Annotated in this window: 16 protein-coding genes, 1 tRNA gene and 1 pseudogene; 11 read left to right on the top strand and 7 right to left on the bottom strand. The window is 47.7% G+C overall.

Translation table 11 applies throughout. From position 1 onward, the window contains the following. Positions 1 to 318 precede the first annotated feature (318 nt). The 6 genes from Q8M98_06400 to Q8M98_06375 form a co-directional block, all read right to left on the bottom strand. Positions 319 to 2,370, bottom strand: coding sequence for an aminopeptidase (locus Q8M98_06400; GenBank protein ID MDP3114391.1), 2,052 nt, complete (start codon positions 2,368 to 2,370; stop codon positions 319 to 321). A gap of 284 nt (positions 2,371 to 2,654) precedes the next feature. Continuing rightward, entirely contained in the window at positions 2,655 to 3,923 is a 1,269-nt protein-coding gene (locus Q8M98_06395) for a glycosyltransferase (protein ID MDP3114390.1), read from the bottom strand. 5 nt (positions 3,924 to 3,928) lie between these two features. After that, entirely contained in the window at positions 3,929 to 5,065 is a 1,137-nt protein-coding gene (locus tag Q8M98_06390; GenBank protein MDP3114389.1) for a glycosyltransferase, read from the bottom strand. Positions 5,066 to 5,144: 79 nt separating this feature from the next. Next, positions 5,145 to 6,305 carry a 1-deoxy-D-xylulose-5-phosphate reductoisomerase gene (dxr, locus tag Q8M98_06385; protein MDP3114388.1) on the bottom strand — a complete coding sequence of 387 codons (1,161 nt, stop codon included), beginning with the start codon at positions 6,303 to 6,305 and terminating at the stop codon, positions 5,145 to 5,147. Continuing rightward, positions 6,299 to 7,249, bottom strand: a complete 951-nt coding sequence (locus tag Q8M98_06380; GenBank protein ID MDP3114387.1) for a hypothetical protein — start codon at positions 7,247 to 7,249, stop codon at positions 6,299 to 6,301. The genes dxr and Q8M98_06380 overlap by 7 nt, the downstream gene beginning before the upstream one ends. A gap of 131 nt (positions 7,250 to 7,380) precedes the next feature. Continuing rightward, a tRNA-Ile gene (locus Q8M98_06375) sits at positions 7,381 to 7,456 on the bottom strand. Between the two features lie 223 nt (positions 7,457 to 7,679). Between Q8M98_06375 and rplM the strand changes: the two genes are divergently transcribed. From rplM to Q8M98_06320, 11 genes and pseudogenes are all read left to right on the top strand, one after another. After that, positions 7,680 to 8,117: a 50S ribosomal protein L13 gene (gene rplM / locus Q8M98_06370; protein MDP3114386.1), complete on the top strand. Its 438-nt coding sequence runs from the start codon at positions 7,680 to 7,682 to the stop codon at positions 8,115 to 8,117. A 3-nt stretch (positions 8,118 to 8,120) separates the two neighbouring features. After that, the gene (rpsI, locus tag Q8M98_06365; GenBank protein MDP3114385.1) at positions 8,121 to 8,507 is read left to right on the top strand and encodes a 30S ribosomal protein S9; all 387 of its coding nucleotides are present in this window, start codon (positions 8,121 to 8,123) and stop codon (positions 8,505 to 8,507) included. A 185-nt stretch (positions 8,508 to 8,692) separates the two neighbouring features. Continuing rightward, on the top strand, positions 8,693 to 9,490 hold the full coding sequence (gene rpsB, locus Q8M98_06360; protein MDP3114384.1) for a 30S ribosomal protein S2: 798 nt from the start codon (positions 8,693 to 8,695) through the stop codon (positions 9,488 to 9,490). Between the two features lie 81 nt (positions 9,491 to 9,571). Further along, complete coding sequence (gene tsf, locus Q8M98_06355; protein MDP3114383.1) at positions 9,572 to 10,168, top strand: translation elongation factor Ts; 597 nt, start codon at positions 9,572 to 9,574, stop codon at positions 10,166 to 10,168. A 45-nt stretch (positions 10,169 to 10,213) separates the two neighbouring features. Continuing rightward, entirely contained in the window at positions 10,214 to 10,939 is a 726-nt protein-coding gene (gene pyrH / locus Q8M98_06350; protein ID MDP3114382.1) for a UMP kinase, read from the top strand. A gap of 31 nt (positions 10,940 to 10,970) precedes the next feature. Beyond that, positions 10,971 to 11,525 carry a ribosome recycling factor gene (gene frr / locus Q8M98_06345; GenBank protein ID MDP3114381.1) on the top strand — a complete coding sequence of 185 codons (555 nt, stop codon included), beginning with the start codon at positions 10,971 to 10,973 and terminating at the stop codon, positions 11,523 to 11,525. Positions 11,526 to 11,953: 428 nt separating this feature from the next. Further along, positions 11,954 to 12,226 (top strand): annotated as a pseudogene (locus Q8M98_06340) (transposase). 249 nt (positions 12,227 to 12,475) lie between these two features. Then, positions 12,476 to 12,682 carry a hypothetical protein gene (locus Q8M98_06335; protein MDP3114380.1) on the top strand — a complete coding sequence of 69 codons (207 nt, stop codon included), beginning with the start codon at positions 12,476 to 12,478 and terminating at the stop codon, positions 12,680 to 12,682. 187 nt (positions 12,683 to 12,869) lie between these two features. Further along, complete coding sequence (locus tag Q8M98_06330; GenBank protein ID MDP3114379.1) at positions 12,870 to 15,119, top strand: sigma-54 dependent transcriptional regulator; 2,250 nt, start codon at positions 12,870 to 12,872, stop codon at positions 15,117 to 15,119. 234 nt (positions 15,120 to 15,353) lie between these two features. Then, a complete protein-coding gene (locus Q8M98_06325) occupies positions 15,354 to 15,623 on the top strand; it encodes a hypothetical protein (protein MDP3114378.1) in 270 nt (89 codons plus the stop codon). Beyond that, positions 15,620 to 19,411, top strand: a complete 3,792-nt coding sequence (locus tag Q8M98_06320; GenBank protein MDP3114377.1) for a lectin-like protein — start codon at positions 15,620 to 15,622, stop codon at positions 19,409 to 19,411. Before Q8M98_06325 ends, Q8M98_06320 begins: the two co-directional genes overlap by 4 nt. A gap of 87 nt (positions 19,412 to 19,498) precedes the next feature. Here the strand turns inward: Q8M98_06320 and Q8M98_06315 are convergent, their stop codons facing one another. After that, positions 19,499 to 19,711 (bottom strand): PDZ domain-containing protein, encoded by a 213-nt coding sequence (locus Q8M98_06315; GenBank protein MDP3114376.1) that lies wholly within the window; start codon positions 19,709 to 19,711, stop codon positions 19,499 to 19,501. Positions 19,712 to 19,942 lie beyond the last annotated feature (231 nt).

Here is a 19,942-nt window from a genome sequence, read left to right as displayed (position 1 = left end):
GCTGAAGCTGTCAATATATATTTTTTCTGCAAAGCCCTGATTTTGGACACTAATTGGCTATTTTCCGAAACTCAAATACTATTTTTCAATGAGTTACGATTCCAAAATGACTAAAAACACATTTTTCATGCGAAACTTGGGTTAACACAGAGAAAAGCGGAGTAAGGGCGGGGTAAAAAGAAGAGATGGATGGGGAAGTGTCAGAGGATTGTTTTACCACAGAGGGGCAGAGAGATCCTCTGACACTTCTCCCATTATCCCCATCCATCTCTGCTTTTGCTACGCTCTTACTCTGCAATTCTCTGTGTTAAAATAAAGCTATTTACACACCAACGGCAAGTTCAGCTCTTCCGTCCCCGGCACCGCAAAGCGGCCGTTTTTGATGATCGGGATGCGGGTTCCGTCTTCATTCACGGCACTGATTTCATTCAACATTTCATAGGGGAGGGTGATATCCGTGTGTTTTTGGGTATAGGCTTCCATCGGATTTTCATGGCGTATGGCGCTTTTTTCGTTGTCCACGGCGATGATCAGCTTTTTGCTGGCAATGTTGTGATGCGGAAATTCCTCTTCGTGTGAATAGCAGGTATCTCCGATGGCAAAGTGCGGACCCATCTTTTCGATGATGAGAATGGGCAAGAGGCGCATGATGTCATATTTCTTTGCCATGGCATAGGCGAGAGTGTTTGTTCCGATGGCAAATTCTCCGATGGGGAGGGTTTTATGGGGATGGAGGAGATTTTCCTCGATATAGCTTTTGTTTTTCTCTTCCTCGTGGAAATTGGTGCAGGAATATCCGCTGACCATGCCGTCGGTGAATTCCATCTTGAGGTTCAGAAAGCGGAGGTTGTTCAGATAGATGTCGTCCACGTGGAGGATGCCGTTTGTGCCGGTCAGCATCGGTGAGGTGAAGACTTCCCCAACGGGGATATTGACGTCCGCAACGCAGTTTTCAAAGTTGGTTTCCTTTTCAGGATCGTTGATCTTGTGCATAAAGACTTTGATATCCGTTTCGTTGCCGGGCACGCCGCGGACGTGGACATATTCCGCCTTGTCCAATACATCGATAATGTGCTGCTGGATAGTGGCATAGTGGTTGCTGTCGAGGCGGTTGAGCCGGATAGTTTCGGCAAAGATTTCCTTAAAGTCCTTACCGATCTCCGGCGAGGGGAAGGCGATGATGCAAAAGCTGCGTTCGGTGGCGGGGAAATTCTCGTTGTAAAATTGAGAAAATTTACCCTGCATGCGACGTTGGAGATTCAACTGTTCTTCGCTATATTTGAGGGCGGTCTCTTTGGCGAGGGGTTCAAAGGGTTCTTCGCCGAATACTTCCACATAGACGGCTCCGGAATTGGCACGGATGGCATCTTTCATGGCTTCCATAGAGGCGATATTGGCTTGCGTCGTGAGATCGGCATTTTCTTCACTCAGATAGAGCGCTTGCAAAAAACGGGTGTCATACTGATACTGACGGTTTGCGCCGATGCTCATGGGGTTGCCGATTCTTGCTTCGAGTCCGATGCTTTTCAGTTGCATTGCGATCAGGCGTGCAAAGCGCTCCATGCCAAGCGGAAACATCAATGCAGCATATTTCTTGATCTTGTAATCCTTGCCGGCACGCTCGAAACCATCCAGATATGCCTGAACGATGTATTCCGCCAGGGATTGGAGCTCTGCTTCGGGATATTGTGAAATGAACTGTGCCATCTGAATGTCCCGCGGGGCAAGGGTGTTGCCAAAGCGATAGAGATAGCGGATGTCCGTGAAATCGGCGTTCATGACAATGTCTCTGCAACGCGTATATTCCGGGGAGTAGTTGTGATAAGCGTTGAAAAAGGAGTTTAGTTCCAAGTCCTTCGTCATCTGTTTGGCATAGATATCTTTCCAATCCGCAGGGTAGGGGTTGCCTGCTTGCCAAAGCTCAAGAAAACCGCGGAAAATTGCCGCTGCATTGAGCAGGCGGAAATTGTTCTGCATGATGAGATGAGTGTGACAGGCACGGAAGCTGAGATAGGCGGCGGAGAGAAGCTGTCCCATCTCTTTGCCGAAAGCTTCGCAAGCGTAATCCGGATTGGCAAAGCTAAAGTCATAGCCGGTGCTTTCACCAGTCTTCGTGGGGATCACTTGTGAGGAAAAGGCTTCGTGGTTGTCGTGCAAGTCCTTTAAACTGATGCTTTTCAGCGAGGGATCGCGGGACAGCATATCGGCAAAATCGATTGCCAGCAGCATCGCACTGCGCGCTTCTGAGAAATAGGAGCCAAACGAGCTGTCCGCGGGGATGTTCATGCTTTTGAGTTCAAGCACAAACTCCTGCCACTGACCAGCAAGTTCTTTGTTTTGCAATAGAGCGTTTCGGATAGCGTCGTTCATTTGTCACCTCGATGTTGTCATTTGTGGGTATGTTTTTGAGTTTGGAGAATCCGTCAATAAAAATAGCTTTTAACACAGAGAATAGCAGAGTAAAAGCGGAGCATAAGAAGAGATGAGAGATGAATTAAACACAGAGGATAGCACATGGAATTACCGACGTCCCCGTCGGTTCATGCGCCGCAGCCCCATCAGAGGCGGCAATGATAGCACAGGGGGGAGCGAACATGGAATTACCGACGTCCCCGTCGGTTCATGAGCCGCAGCCCCATCAGGGGCGATACTCTTTAGCCGAACAACTCCAATAGCTTGTCCGCCAGTAGGCGAATCTGTTTTTTCCTTTCCAAATGGTTCGTGATGCCAAACCGCATCGGCTGCTCACGATTTCCAATCAATCTCGCAAGGGCGCCCTTTATCGATGATGTGGATTCCATCGCGCAGATATAATCATTGCCGTTTTCCCTAAGCAATGCCGCGGCTTCCTTGTGCGCGGGAACCATCGCCAGGATTGGTTTTTGGCAACGCAGATACTCAAATACCTTGGAGGTGAGCGTTCCTGTCGGACTGCTCGAATTGATCGTCAGCAGCAAAGCGTCGGCGGAAAGCATTTCACTCAAAGCTTCGCGATGCGGCAATTGCGAAACAGTTTCGACGATGTCTGCGATGCCGCTTTGTTCGATCTCCCGCAAGGTTTCGATAAAGAAATTGCCATAGAGTTTGACGCGTGTGTGTTTAGGCAGAGAGCCCTCAAAACGCAGCTCTCCGACGGCGGCATAAAAGCTCTTCAAGCTGCGGCGGGCATAGATGTTACCAAAATAGGCAAGGACATATTCGCCCTTGTTTCTCTCCGCCGGAGAGAGACCTGCGAAATCCTCTTCGTCCCAACCGTTATAGACCGTGATCGTTTTGGCGGAAAGGTCATTTCCGAAGGCGTTCGCGATGTCTTCACCAATGCCTTTGGTTGCGCTCACGATCAAAGCTGCGCTTTGATATATCTTTGCCTCCCAATATCTTGCGAACCGTCGATGCAAAGCCGAGCCCTGAAGTTCGTAATCAGATAACAGATTCCAATAATCCCGCAAATCCACCACGAAGGGGATGCCGCTTCCCTTGGAAAGAAAATAGGCTCCAAGCGCGCTGGAAAAGGGACCGAGTGAGATATAGATCAGGTCATAATGCTCTTCGCGCAGCGCTTTTCTCCCTGCTTTACAGAGGAATGGCAGCCAGGCTATCTTGTTGTCGATAGGATAGATGCGTCGGATCAGAAGCTTGAGGCGTTCCGGAGTGTCCATGTAGATTTTGGTGGTGTGTTTACCGTCTTTGCCACCGAGTTTTCTAAAGATCGCCATCGGATCGAAGGATTCAGTGCGGATCAGTTTTCGCTCCTCGCATTGCGCCAAAAGGGACGCGTCGCGATATAGGTATTCGATGTCTTTGGTGGTAATGACATCCACTTCGAAACCCATGCGGGAGAGGTGCTTGACCGTCTTGACGTTTCTCAGGACAGCGGGTCCGCCGAGGGGGGGATAGAAATAGCTGATGTATAGTATGCGCATGCGGCTCAAGGAGTTGAAGCGAGCTTGTTCACGATCTTGAACAAGAGAGGCTCCACCGCCTCCCAGTTAAATTCGGTCTCGGTGATGTCCATGATGCGTTTTCTCATTTCCTTAGACTGGGCTTTGTCCATTTTTAGCAGGCTGGAAACCGCGTCGGCGATGGCGCGGGCGCGGAAATCGCAACAGACGCCCAGTCCATTCTTTTCCACCAGATCCTTCATCAAAGGGGTGTTGATGGTCACGACCGGCAAGCCGGCGGCGAAGTATTCCAGCACTTTGAGCGGCACGGCTTTGCTGATGCGCCGGTTTTGCGGATTGAAGAGCCAAAGCCCGATACGCGAACGCTTGAGCATGATTCCGATCTTTTCCGCAGGCAGCCAGGATTGATAATAGACGAAGGCGTTGAGGTTGTTCGCATTGATCATGGCGTTGAATTCCCGCTCCACCGAGGCATCGAAGAATTTGCCAAGGATTAGGACGTTCAGAGCGGGAAAGCTGCTTTTCAGGATCGCCGCGCTTTCCAGAATCTTGAAAACTCCGCGGTCTCGGGTCAGCCCACCGATATAGATGAGATCAAAATTCATTTTGCAGATCGTACTGATCTCTGGTGGTGTCTCACAGGAATAGTCCCACACGTTTTTGACCGGATAGTTTGGCAAGTGAGTTCCGCGAGAGCGTGTGCTCTTGGGTAAAAGCTGATCGAGAATCTCCTGATTGGCGGCGGTGACGGCATCCGCGTGGCTCTGGAGACGACGCTCAAAGCTCATATAGAAATGTTTCATCAGCCATCCGAAGATAGGGGAAAAGCGCTCCGCATACGCATCGGCATAGAATTCATGCACGTCGAAGATCAATTTGCAGCCAAGCTTGCGCTTCAAACGAATCCCCGTCAGCAAAGTGAGGGGTTCCACGCAGATCACGATATCCGGTTTAAGCTGTTTTGCCGCGAGGTAGATCAAATAGAGGGCATACCAGTCGGATTCCGTATCCACAACGGCTTGAAAGGGATTATTGGCACTGTTTCGAACCCCGCTTTTGGTGATCAGATGCACCTCCGCCATCTTTGCGAGACTCATCGCAATCTTGTAGTAGAGGCGCACGTCCGTGGTCGAATGTGAGTTTGAAATTATGCATATCTTCATGTTACCGCCATTTGATGGGCACTTTATACGCAAACGGAGCCTGTGTCAAGCGAATTCGCATCCCAAAGCCACTTATGGCTTATGAATAGCTCTTGCACACGCGGAAAAAGACCTCGTTGTTTGTGCGGATAATGGTCTCCAGATCGGGATCGGATACGTTTTGATAGGTTTGGACAGCCATTTCGACCACGCGATGGATGTCCTTAAAGGCGATCTTTTCCTGCATAAATAGCTGCAAAGCCGCTTCGTTGGCGCTATTGAGCACTGTGGGCAGAATGCCGCCCTCGCGTGCGATCTCAAGTCCCAGATGGAAAAGCGGATAGCGCTCTTTTTCAATGGGTGAAAAAGTGAGCGCCGAGAGTGTTAAAAAGTCCGTCTTAACCAGTTCTGAAGGATATCTTTGCGGATAGGAAAGTGCATACAGAATTGGGAGTTTCATGTCCGGAACGCTGAGCTGAGCAAGGCATGAGCCATCGATAAATTCCACCATGGAGTGGATCACGGATTGGGGATGGATGAGGGCGCCGATGCGTTCATAGTCCAGCCCGAAGAGCCAACGCGCCTCCATAACTTCCAGCGCTTTGTTGAACATCGTGGCGGAATCAATAGTAACCTTCGCGCCCATGTCCCAATTGGGATGCTTGAGCGCCTGCGCGATGGTGATCTGGTCAAAATCTTTTAAGGGAAGCTCACGGAAAGCGCCTCCGGAAGCAGTGATATGCAGCTTGCGGATCTCGGAGGCGGAGTGATTTCCGATCGCCTGAAAGAGTGCGCTGTGTTCGCTATCCACGGGCAGGATAATCACTTGGCGTTCTTGTTTTAGCTTTTCCACCAAATGCCCCGCCATGACCAATGATTCCTTGTTTGCCAAAGCGAGAGTCTTTCCGCGATTGAGAACGGCAAAGGTGGATCTGAGCCCCGCGGAACCGCTGATGGCGTTCAAAGCGATGTCATAATCTTCGTTTTCCAGACACCGGATCAGTTCGTCTCCGCCGAAATAGATGTTCAGATCGGGATGCTCCATACGGATGGATTCCTGCTCCGCTTTGTCCTTGATTCCGGTGAGAACGAGGATCGGTACCTGATAGCGCAAGGCGATGCGGCAGAGCTTTTTATGATCGGAATTAGCGGATAAGAACGCAAAGGAAAAGTGCTCTGACTGTTCTTCCAACACCGCCAAAACGGAAGTGCCGATGGAACCGGTGGCACCCAAAAGCGCGAGTTTTTTCTTGCCTACCATCGATAGCTGAGAGAGACGCGCTGTGTGGCGCCAAGTCCGTCGGGAGCGCCATTTTTGAAGGCATAGTCGATGCCGAGGGAATAGATGTTGACCCCCATTCCGGCGGTGAAACTATCGATGTCAAAGCCCGCCAACAGGCGAAGCGATGGAATCGGCATCACCAAAACACCGCCGTGAATGTCTCCGCTAAAGATTCCCGCGGCAAAAAGCGAAGCCTCGCCTCGGTCCTCCGCATAGATTTGGCTACGAACCGCAAGGTGCACGGGAATGTCCTTTTTCATCAGGTTAAATCCGTATGCCGCCTCCAGGTCGAGGCTGGGAGAGGCGATCTCGTGGGTACCGTTTTCCCAGATAATCTGGGTGGAAAAGAAGTCTCTCAGGTTCAGAGCGGATTTGAACCCCATTCCGATATCCCAAAAGAAACCGAGATCGGCACCAAAACCATAGCCGCTGTTTTCTGCCAGAGAGCGGTATGCCAGCTTGGGAGAGATGCCCAAAAAAGTGCCGGCACCAATTTGCCGTGCGATGCCTCCGGTGAGGATAAAATCGTTGTTGGATACCGTCTTCCACACGATGGGGCGGTTTAGATTGGAAAGGCTGTCGGCTTCGTTTTCAAGGCGGGTGAGCTTGATGTTATCGATGCCTAAATGCTTGATCTGGAGCGAGCCACGCGTCTTTTCGCCAAAGATGAGGGAAAGCTGGTTTTGCTGCATCAATCCCTCAAAGTGTTCGCTACGCATCAGTTCGATGCCTTTGTCTGGAACCGCACCCAGCAGCGCTGGATTCCACCATCCGGCAGAAAGAGAGCCGCGATAGGTCAGCCCGGTATTGCCCATCGCCTGATTGAGCACGCCGGGGCTCACTTGAAAGACCTCTCCGGCGTATGGCGTTGCAAGCAGCCCCGTGCCGAGGGTCAGCATCAACAGTATTTGTATGATTCTCATGATTTATTCCTCTAAGGACAATATATCCAACTTTGCGAAATGGTGAAGAAAATAATGCATGCAAAAGGTATTCCCTCTGAAGTGGAATCTGCTTTTACGGAATCAACCAGCGTAAAAAAGATAAAGAAAAGTGGTGGGCCCAGAGGGAGTCGAACCCCCGACCATCCGGTTATGAGCCGGAAGCTCTACCAGCTGAGCTATAGGCCCGGTAGCAGATCAGAAAAACAAGTATCCTCCACAATTTGGAAAGCTGGAATCTGTCAAGCAAAAAGCGAAATTTGCCCTATCATACTGCATTTCATGCGGATTTATTACCTAAGATACTTAATACTATCTTAGGGGGAGAGGATGTGGGTAACTCCTTTTCACTTGACACAAAACCCATGGATAAAATTATGGCATTCTAACGAAAATGAAACAAGGAGAATCGATGAAGACCTTAACGCCGAAACCCAGCGATATCCGGCATGACTGGTATATCGTTGACGCAACGGGGCTTCCGCTTGGTCGATTGTCCACTAAGATCGCTTCCATTTTGCGAGGTAAGCACAAACCCTATTTCGTGCCGAACATCGACACCGGGGATTACGTGATCGTGATCAACGCCGAGAAAGTTCGCGTGACCGGTTTGAAGAGCCTGCAAAAAGTGTATCAGAACTATAGTGGATATCCCGGCGGTTTGAAAGAAACCCCCTATGCCAAAGTAATGGAAAAGCATCCCGAGCGGATTATCGAGCACGCCGTCAAAGGCATGATGCCGAAAAACACGCTTGGACGCGCAATGTTCAAGAAACTGAAAATCTATGCAGGCACAGCACATCCTCATGAAGCGCAGTTGCCGATAGAGCTCAAACTCAGGGAGGATTAAGGCATGCAAAATTACGATGCCGTTGGCAGAAGAAAGAATGCCGTTGCCCGCGTTCGCTTAACACCAGGAACCGGAAAACGCATCATCAACAAAGTTCACATGAAGAAGTATCTTCAGCGCGAGACCCTTGAAATGGTTGTGGAACAGCCTTTTTTGGAGCTTGGACTGAGCGAGAATTTCGATCTGCACGTCAATGTCCGCGGTGGTGGATTATCCGGTCAAGCCGGCGCCATCCGTCATGGTATTTCTCGTGCGTTAATCGAGTTCGACGAGAAACTGAGACCCGCACTCAAGACCCGTGGCTTTCTCACCCGCGATTCCCGGATGGTGGAACGCAAAAAGAGCGGTCGTCCGAAAGCCAGAAAGAGATTCCAGTTCTCCAAACGTTAAAAACAAAACGGGTTTTGGGGAGGCATTTTCACCTCCCCGAAGGCAAATAGTGAGAGCGAAATGCAAGAACCTCAAACCACAAAAAACCCACATCCGGAGTTGCAAGGCGGTGAGAACCCGGTGTTCTCTGAATTGCGTATATCCGTCTGTGGAAATACAACCGTATTATTATTAAGGAGAAATCAATGTCCGTAGTTTCCATGAAACAGCTACTTGAAGCCGGAGTCCATTTTGGGCATCAGACCTTCAAATGGAACCCCAAGATGAGGAAATATATCTTCATCAAACGCAACGGTATTCACATCATTGATCTGAAACAGACCGTGGACGCGATCAATGAAGCATATCAATTTTTGAAAGAAGTGGCAAACCGCCAGGAATACATCCTCTTCGTCGGCACCAAAAAACAAGCTCAAGCCGCGATCAGGGAATCCGCCCTAAAATCCGGCATCTTCTACGTTAATCAGCGCTGGTATGGAGGCATGCTCACAAACATGACCACCATTCGCCAGAGCATCGACAAGATGAAATACTATGAAGAAACCGTCGCCGACGGCAGCATCAACAACTATACCAAGCTCGAGCAACAAAAGATGAAGCGCATGCACGACAAGATCGAATTTTCCCTTGGTGGAATTCGTGACATGGATGCCGTGCCCGGTGCCATCTTCGTCGTCGATACAGATCATGAAAAGATCGCCATCCACGAAGCCCGCATCCTCGGAGTTCCGATCATCGGAATGGTGGATACAAATTGCGATCCCGACCTCATCGATTATGTCATTCCCGCAAACGACGATGCCACCCGCGCCATTGCCCTGATTTCGGATATCATGGCAAACGCCGTGATCGAAGGCAGAAACATCTCTTCCGAAGGCTCCGATGCCACAGTGGTGGTCGCAGAACCGATGGAAGGGATCGAAACGGTCATCGAAATGGCTGCCGCAGCGGAAATCGAAATCCCAGCAATCACTGGGGAATAAAACCCATTTCATATAACCGGGGCGGTGGTCTTCAGATCACCGTCCCGAAACCATAACACACAATTTGACAAGGAGATACAAATGGCAGACGTAAGCGCATGCATGGTAAAAGAACTGCGCGGGAGAACCGGAGTCGGCATGATGGAATGCCGCAAAGCTCTGATCGAGACCAATGGCGACGTGGACGCGGCGATCAAATATCTGCGCGAGCGCGGCATCAGCAAAGCCGCCTCCAAGGCAGTCCGCGAGACCAAAGAAGGGCTCATCCACTCCTACATTCACTTTAACGGTAAGATCGGCGTCCTGCTCGAGCTCAATTGCGAGACCGATTTCGTCGCCCGCACCGATCAATTCAAACAACTCGCCGAGGACATCACTCTCCAGATCGCAGCCACCAATCCTTTGGCGATCAGTGCTGATCAGATCGATCCCGCGCTGATCGAAAACGAAAAAGACATTGCCCGCAACAAAGCTATCCTTGACGGTAAGAAACCTGAGCTCGTGGAGATGATCGTGGAAGGTCATCTCAGGAAATATTGCGCCGAGAATTCACTCCTGGATCAGGAAACGATCGCGGATTCAACCCGCACGATCAAATCCTTGATCACGGATGCCATCGCCATCACCGGAGAAAATATCCAGGTCGCCCGTTTCGTTCGTTACGAACTGGGCAACTAAAGGTTTTCGCTCTCAGGGTGGCATACCAAAAAAAGGATGTGAAATATGTCCGTTTATCAGCCTGAAAAGATTCACAGCGTGATGCTCAAACTCAGCGGAGAAATCCTCGGCGGAGCGAAGGGCTATGGTTTTGACGACGAGGTGATCGATTTCCTCACGGACGAGATCATCTCCGTCAAGCGTCTTGGATACAGCATTGCCATTGTTTTGGGCGGAGGAAACATCTTCCGCGGCGGAACCTGGAAAAACCAGACCCTCGATCGTGTCACATTGGACAACATCGGCATGATGGCAACCGTGCAAAACGCCCTCTATCTTGCGGAAATTCTTACATACAAGAATGTTCCCGCCAAGGTCTTTTCCTGCCTGGAGATGGACAAGATCGTGCATCACTATACCCCGCAAAAAGCTTCCAAGGCATTGAAAAAAGGTAAGATCTGTTTCATCGGCGGGGGCACCGGCAATCCATTTTTCACCACCGATACCGCCGCAGTGCTTCGCGCCATCGAATTGAAACAGGACATCGTGCTCAAAGCCACCAAGGTGGACGGACTTTTCACCGCCGATCCCAGCAAGGATCCAAAAGCTGAGTTCATCCCTTCCGCCAGCTATTCCGAATGTCTGAAAAAAAAACTGGCGGTGATGGATATGACCGCTTTCTCGCTCGCACTGGAAAACGGCATGCCGCTGAAGATATTCAATATCGGAGTTCCCGGCAGCCTGTTAGAGGCGATCACAAATCCCAATACCGGCACCTACATTCATCCTTAAGAATTACGTGAATATTTCGTAAGAGGTTATTATGGAAGAACTTAAAAACAACGCAAGAGAAAAGATGGAGAAATCCTTCGAATCATTGCTGCATCAATATTCCAAAGTCCGCACCGGTCGCGCCAGCGCATCCATTTTGGACGACGTGCGGATCAATTATTATGGCCAACCCACACCGGTCAAACAGCTCTGCAATATCTCCATCCCGGAAGCGCGGCTGATCATCATCCAGCCCTGGGACAAAACCACCCTCGCGGATATCGAAAAAGCCATCCTCGCCGCCAATATCGGCATCACTCCCGAAAACGATGGAAACGTCATCCGCCTGCCCTTCCAACCACTCACCGAAGAAAAACGCAAGGACATCGTCAAGAGCCTGAAAAAGCTGGCGGAAGACGCCCGCGTGGCTGTCCGTAATCTGCGTCGGGACGCCAATGAACTCGCCAAAAAGATGGAAAAAGACGGCGAGATCAGCGAAGACGAAGAAAAAAAGCTGCACAAGGAAATCCAGGAAATCACCGATGAATGGGTCAACAAGATCGACGATGCGGAAAAAGCCAAGGAAAAAGAAATCATGGAAGTGTGATCCCATCGCGCACTTTGATTGGATAGCATCTTAGCACCCGTGCCTGTGAAAGGCGCGGGTGTTTTTTTTTTGAGGTGAACGAGGCAAAATTACGGCAAATTGGCAGCACAATTAGCAGCAAAAATTATCAGCAAAAATTGCAGCCCAGTGTGGCACCACACTGCTCTCCGCCTTGGCTGCGTTAATCAAGCCTTAATCAAGCGTTAATCAAGCGTAATAAAACTAACGCTTGATTAACGCTTGATTAAGGCTTGATTAACGCTGTCGTTTGAGCTGTAGCGCGGCATGCCGATGTGCTGCGAAATGCGTAAATCCATATATTATAAAGGCATTACAATGCATACTGTCAAGCCTTGTAAGTCTAGATGGTTGACAGATGTTGACAGAATTGCGATAAAGGTTTTACTGCATTAAATGAGATTTAGTGCACTAACTCTCTGAAGCGCCTTAATGAAGAGATCAGGCGCAGAGAACGCTGCATCAGGATATTCACTGATGAGAATAGCTGCACTAGGTTGATTGGGGCAATTCCTCAAGGCTATTCTGAGGATTGGACATGTGGAAAAATCTACCTAACTGAGCCGATGGAAAACATAAAAGAAAACTGTAGCAGAAAGGCATTAGGGACTTCGCTTATGCGCGACGAGCTGAAGCCCTGCTCCGCAAGCTCGGTAGGGCTTCAGCTCGTCACAACAAAGTAGTTTATTAAAATGAAACAGAAAGTTCTTGACACGAAGTCAACTTTGAATTCATTGTGGAATCGGTTGATGTTATCGCTACAATAACCATAAAGTATATAGTGTGTGAGGAGAAGCCTTGTTGACAGGTCTTCAAAGAACATGAGAAACAATGAGTTGGAATTTACACCAACAATTGGGACTCAACTTTGCAAATCACTTCCGTTAGTTAAATTGCATCAAAATTATACACTTCAAAAGGGAGAAAACGAAATGCAAAGAATTCTATTTATGCTTGTTATGATGCTAACGGCAATGTGGCTCTTTGGTCAGAAGGGCTTGTTTGGCCTATCTTACGGGGATAGCTATGCCGTGGCCAAGGACATTTTGATGAATAACGATGCCCAGTTCCACGAGCCTTCACATACATCAAATTCAAGTGTGTTTACGCAACGGATCAAAAGTATGTGGATTGCATAACTCTATATTTTAATGCAGAGACGGATGAATTAGTTACCAGGTTGGTTTACCATAATGACGATTATCCTGATTATACCGAGTTTGCACGGTAGAGAGAAATTATCAAGAGAACTAAACCGCTTCTTTTATCCCTGCCGGGATAGGGGTAGCCATGACCGGTATCGAAAAAAAGGAATACGGAGCTTAAATGAGCATTGAGTTAAATGAAAAGGAACTGTATAATCTGCAGCACTATGCCGCGAACGAGCCGCGGAAATTTGCGCATGATTATGTTCAATCCAGCCGGAAATTAAAGCACCATTCTCAGGGTTTGCTCCAGCTAACCATGGCCAAGGCACACCTTATCTTGGGAGAAACCAGACAAGCCCAGAGTGTTTTGGCTGATCTAAAGACCTCCTTACCGAAGCAAAAGGACAGCCTGTTCCTATGCGCATACTATATAATGCTTTACAATTTCACAGTTGCAACTGGCGGAAGTAACTCTCAAGCAGAAGAATATTTCAAACTGGCTGAAAAACAAGCAAAACAATGTGGCAGCAAAGCCTTAAGCTGCGAACTGAAAAACTTAATCTGCCAAAAACCTGGCAAGGATATCAGCACGGATGCTAAGGAAGAACTGCTGAAAGAAGCCATGGTAGAAGCTCTTGAGTCCGATATTCTGGATTTGCAGCTTGAGGTGCATTTATCCTACTGTATCCTTTACTTGCAGCGTAATCTGCCCGATCTCGCCAATCAAGAACTAATCCTGCTGTATGATCTGGTGGAAAAAGAACGAAATCCCAAATATTATACCTTTATCTTGCTGTATTTTGGCATTGTAAATCTGATGCTGAAAAACCTTCCCAAGGCGTACAAATACCTTTCTGATGGCATAGACTGGGCAACCAAAAACGATAACAGATCGCTATTGATCCCACTGAATATAAACTTGGGCTTGTATTATGTGAACAGCGGAAACCTGGAACAAGGCATCGATATCTACTATTATAGTCTGAAATTATCTGATGAATTTGGCTTGGAAAACTCTCTGAATGCACACATAACTCAGAATAATTTGGCCATCGCGCTGGGAAAACTGAGTAGAATTGATGAAGCAGTGCAAATAAACCGAAACTCGATTGACTCTGCGATAAAAAGCAATAATGCACTCCGGGAACATACTCAGTATGTGAATTTGGCTGATAACCTGATAGAATTGAAAGCCTATAATGAAGCGGAGCAACATATAAACAAAGCTATTGCATACTTTACTGATATCCAAGAAAATCATCATCTCACTTTTGCTTACCGCTGCAAAGCCCGCTTGTTCGAAGAGCAGGAAAAGTATCAAGAAGGCTTTGAAGCTTTGGAAATGCTGGATAATACCTACCAGATTTATTTCCGGGAGAATTTTAGTAAACAGAATGCCCTATATCAGGATAGGATAGATAAACTGCGCAGTGAGTATCTAAGACTAAAAAACCAGTGCAACACCGAAAGTGAACTAATCCGCCTCAGCTCAAGCACAGATTTTATCGGTGAACACTCCTCCATCAAGAAAGCCCTGAAAGATGCCTATCTGGCTGCCCGTTATCCTTACACCCATGTGATGATCACTGGAGAATCCGGCACCGGTAAAGAAGTGATTGCCAGAATCATCCATAATGAGAGTAAGACAGGAAAACCCTTGGTAGCCATAAATGCTTCAGCCATATCTCCCAACCTGATAGAGAGTGAATTGTTCGGCCACAAAAGAGGTGCCTTTACCGGTGCGATGGAAGATCGTAAAGGCAAATTTCTGATGGCAGACAAGGGAACCTTGCTGCTGGATGAGATTTCGGATATGCCCGTGGAAGCACAGGTTAAACTGCTGCGGGCCATTGAAGAGCATACAATCCAGCCCGTAGGAAGTGATAAAGAAATTCCGGTAAACTGCAGAATCATCTGCACCTCGAACAAAAATATCAGCACTCTGATACACAACAATAAATTCCGGCTGGATTTGTATCACCGGTTAAACAAAGTGGAGATTCATTTGGTGCCGCTACGCGAAAGGCTTTCCGATCTGGAAATGATCACACATTTCTTTGTGGAACGCTACTCCAGGGAATTCAGATTGCCCATTCCAATTCTTTCCGATAGCTTCTATAACCGACTTAGGGCATATAGTTTCCCCGGAAACGTCCGTGAACTGGCAAACCTGATTGAGCGTATTTTTATTTTAAAACCAAGTGCGCAGTGGGATGCCAGAATGCTGGATGGCATACTGCCGGATACACCCACTTCTGAACTACCAGCCTTTAAAGCGGTTTCACATCATCTGAAGGACACCGAAACCAAGATGATTGTTGAAGCCCTGAACAGATGCGATGGGATGCAAAAAGAGGCAGCCAAGCTGCTCAATATGTCCGAAAGCACTCTCTCCCGCCATATTAAAAAACTCAAGATAAGCAGATAATAGTCTCTGCCAAAAGAAAAACCAGACCATTATCCGCTGCAGATTCGAGAATCATATATCGATAAAAGAATTGCAATAGTGGAATTGCAATAGTGGAATTGCAAGGCTAAATGATGGTTTCATTTACTCCATTTTTCCTGTCTCCCTTACCTCAATCACATCCATATCAATAAGTTACTGGTATTGCAACAATTTAATTTGCATTTGGCGCAGGCTTTGCTTTTTATAGGATGTATGAAGAAACAAGAACAGCAAAAGGTTCAGATCAGCGGTATCGTCGATACCATCACCGATCCCGAAAGTGGGAAAGGTATGCTTGGTTTTGTAATTACCTTCCCAGAAGGTAAAATACAAAACCAAGCTCTTGATTATAATCAGAGCAATTATCGGGAAATTGCCTTGAGAATAGCTGATTTGCACCAGAAAGCTAAAATCAGGTACCAAAAATCTAAACAAAATTTCACTAGTAACACACAACAAATAAACCAAGGAGCAACAAAATGAAGACAAAACGCTACCTAATTTTCCTCTGCATGATGCTGGTATTGTGCTGCGGAATTTTCACACATCTATTTGCAGTCATAGCCAGTGCACCGGAAAGCCCCTATCCGGCAAACGGGGCAAACGGAGTCCAGTTGCAGGATCTGCGGCTGCAATGGTCGCAGACAAGTGTATCAAACAACCAGCCATATCAATACTCGCTTAATATGTGGGGATCACCAAAAACTATTACCGGTTATACCTACAAATTCTCCGCGTCCGGTACTCACTATTATCTTTCCAACGGCACCGATACCTGGCAGAATGCCAAGACCATTTGTAATAACAACAAGTGGCGTATCGGATGTGCCCATAATGCAAGTATAAACAGCAGTATGCAGACCAATAACGGGGGTGCAGCTGCTTACATAGGATTGTCCGATTGGATCACTGAAGGTTCATTTAGGTGGGAAAACGGACGAGCATTAAGCTATACTAACTGGGCTGCCGGAGAGCCAAATGACGATGGTGGAGCTGGTGACTATGTAGAGATGTATCCTAATGGAACGTGGAATGACATAGGTACACAAACCCGCCGTTACTGGATTGAAGTGGATAGCTGGGTAACGCACACTCAAACAACCGGTAATAACTACTTTGACCTGAATTGCAAGCTTGATCCAAATACTACATATACTTGGTCAGTCTATACCAGAAACAATGACGGACAGGGTCCTACCTCTACATGGAGCTTCACCACCGATGCAGATGGAACTGCACCGTCAAGTTACCCTGCGTGGGGTTCTCCCGATAGCGAAGTAGCCAATGCTCCGCTAAATCCCACCCTGACCTGGGCGCCGGTTAATGAAGCTACCTATTACAAACTTTTTGTGTTTAGATCCAGGACTGATCGACTCGGCATACAACATGCTTTTATTAATGGTCATGTTTATCAGAAAACCACTACTACACTTAATTATGCCGATGCCAAAGCCGCAGCAGAAGCCAACGGCGGACATCTGGTGACAATCAATGATGCCGCTGAACAAGCAATACTGCCAACTGATTTCAACTACTGGATAGGTCTTAACGATGTTTCCGGTCAGGATTTAAGTGGTGAAGGATGGTTTGTCTGGAATGTGGGCGAAACCAATGCCTATACAAACTGGGATCTCAACTTTCAACCACCCGAACCCAATGGTCAAACCAGTGAAAACTATGTGGTGCAAGGAACCAGCGGGAAGTGGTATGACATTCCAGGTACCAATACCTACAGATCCCTGCTTGAGTATCCTGCAGACGTGCTGGATGGCGTAGTGGTCTTTGGCACATCCTATCACTTTAAAGATACTAAATTGCCCCCCAATACACTCTATCGCTGGACCGCTGTGCCTTACAATGCGTTTGGACGCCCTTTCGGTAGCACGCAGTGGTCGTTCAAAACCAATAATGATGGCGGTTCCGCACCGGGGACAATCACTGCAGCAACCATTTCTCCGGCAAATGAAGCCCCTAATGTCCCTATCAATACCGTTCTAAGCTGGAATGTACCTTCAGGTAGCCCAACCGAATACTATGCCTATCTGGGTACGAGCAACTCCATCACCAATGCCGGTAATTATACCGACATTGGAGTAGGGAACGGTCATCGCTATTTCAGATCCAATCACGGCTATAACTGGCACTGGGCTGCGGCTAATGCACAGGTGCAGAAGGATGGAGGCTACCTCGCCACATTCGGTTCTTCTACTGAAGATGCAAAATTCAATAGTACAGATAAGATCTGGTTTGGCGGTTCAGATAGGTTAACAGCCAATATCTTCAAGTATGCCAATGGCGATCCATGGTATTATACAAACTGGCACACAGGAGAACCTAACAACTTTAACGGAGTCCAGTATTTTATAACAAAGAACAATGGGGCGGCCTATCAATGGGATGATGATTATGTTAGCGCTCTCTGTAAATACGCTGTGGAAGTGGCACCCAATATAGCGGACGGTAGCAGAGTCCTAACAAATTCCTATACACCATCTCTGCTGCGTTTCAATACTACCTACTACTGGTCGGCAGTCGGCAGTAACAACGTTGGTATGGCAAACGACACACAGAGATGGTCATTTACCACCACAAATGGCAAAGCAGTCAATCCGTCTCCAGCCAATAGCGCCACGAGCATCGGTGTAAACAATCCGGCGTTTGATTGGAACGATATTGGCGGAGCAAGCAATTATCTCTTCTATCTCGGGACTGCCGATGGTAACTGGAACCTCGTAAGTGATGCTTCCTGCCCAACCAGTGGTTATACATACAACGGAACTTTGAATTATGGCACTCAATATTTTTGGAAAGTGGCAACCGTTACGCCATTGCAAACTGTCCAAGGGGATACCTGGAACTTCAGAACCCTCTATTCCGTCCAGATTGCTTCCAATCCAGCGGGCGCCACCATCTTACTGGATGGCAGCACTACAAATCAGGTAACCCCCTATACCTTTACCCACAATCATGGTTTCAGCGGAACTTATACTGTGCAAATGACCGGCTATGGCAATTGGGATCCGGCTCAGCTTGCCATCAGCAATCTGAGTGCGAATGTTTCCCAGAACTTTGTGGGTCAACTATATCAGTATAGCGTGGAAATCACTTCCAATCCAGCAGGAGCCGCCATCTTACTGAATGGCAGCACTACAAATCAGGTAACCCCCTATACTTTTACCCACAATCATGGTTTCAGCGGAACTTATACTGTGCAAAAGACAGATTACAATTGGCTCCGTGATCTCAACTTTGACGACAATGTGGTTGCCAACCTACAATCTAACATACAGATCAAATTCATTGGCACCTATCATTATGTGGATTCCGGCACTGGCTTTGAGTATATTGCCACCCCCGGAGTTGAAATAACCGGAACGCCTACCACAATAGGCGATTTAACCGTTCCCCTGCCTCAGTACATCAATAATGTAGGTACAATTGTAGCCATGCAATTCAGCGGAACTGAGAATACTGACCTCACGGTTGTAGTTCCGGTAGGCACCTGGTATATAATTGCATATTATAATGGTGATTGGCAGCACGCTACGCCTTATCCTTGCACCCATCCCGAAACTGCCCTATTGCAAAATGTGCCCTTCGGTGGAAAAACCGAAATTCCAGTGCTTATGACCTCCGAAGACGCTACTCTGCCAGTGGAGCTATCCAGTTTCACCGCAACAATTACTTCAGGTTTGTTTGTAAAGATCGCCTGGGTAGCCCAATCCGAAACCAATCACAGCGGTTACAACGTCCTGCGTGGAGAAGCGATGAATCTTGGCAGTGCAATCAAGATCAATCCCACTTTAATTGACCACGGGGTAAGCTTGGGAACCCAAATCAGCTATGCCTACACCGATGTGGAAGCTTACAGCAACATGGTTTATTATTACTGGCTGGAAAGCATTTCTCTGGGTGGCGTATCCGATTTCTACGGCCCGCTTACTATTACCATTGGCGATCCATCGCTGGATCCCCTGCCGCCTGTGAATCTAATGGTTACAAAGCTGATGAATGCCTTCCCTAATCCCTTCAATCCCAATGCAAATATCCGTTATACCCTGAAGGAAGCCGGAAGGGTGAATATCGATATCTATAACATGAAAGGCCAGTTAGTCCGAAGCTTTAAAGCCGAACACAATACTCCCGGTTACTATCAAGTTTCCTGGGATGGACGCGATACCAGCGGAAACCCCAGCTCCAGCGGGGTTTACCTGTATCGTATGACCAGCGGAAATTACTCTGCTTCCAAGAAGATGATACTGGCTAAGTAAAGTGAAAACTGCGTAAGTGAAATAATGAGAAAGCCCCGGGTGCAAATCCGGGGCTTTGTTTTGTGAGGTAGAATATAGGTTCTTGGTTTATTCGAAACGAAGCACCATAAAAATCGGCTGTTTATTGGTGTCTATCAAATACAAGCGGATGGTTTTGCGTTTATCCTTTTCCATGCAGGCTTTCATGGTTTCCAGCACGCTGGCAAATATTTTGGGACTCATAACTTCTATGCTATCAATGCTCAAAATTACAAAGCCAACCCGAAGTCCGGATTTGGCAGCGGGGGAATTTGGCTCTATCTTGCTTACCCCAAGTTTCGCATGAAAAATGTGTTTTTAGTCATTTTGGAATCGTAACTCATTGAAAAACAGTATTTGAGTTTCGGAAAATAGCCAATTAGTGTCCAAAATCAGGGCTTTGCAGGAAAAATATATATTGACAGCTTCAGCGCCTGGATTTTCTGGGATTCATGTTTATAAGAAAGAAGATCATTCACAGCTCGCGTACCGGTAATAGTCACACCTATTACC

Source organism: Candidatus Cloacimonadaceae bacterium (assembly GCA_030693415.1).
Lineage (GTDB): Bacteria > Cloacimonadota > Cloacimonadia > Cloacimonadales > Cloacimonadaceae > JAUYAR01.
The sequence above is the reverse complement of the archived record's forward strand: the minus strand, read 5'-3'. Positions and strand labels throughout refer to the sequence as shown.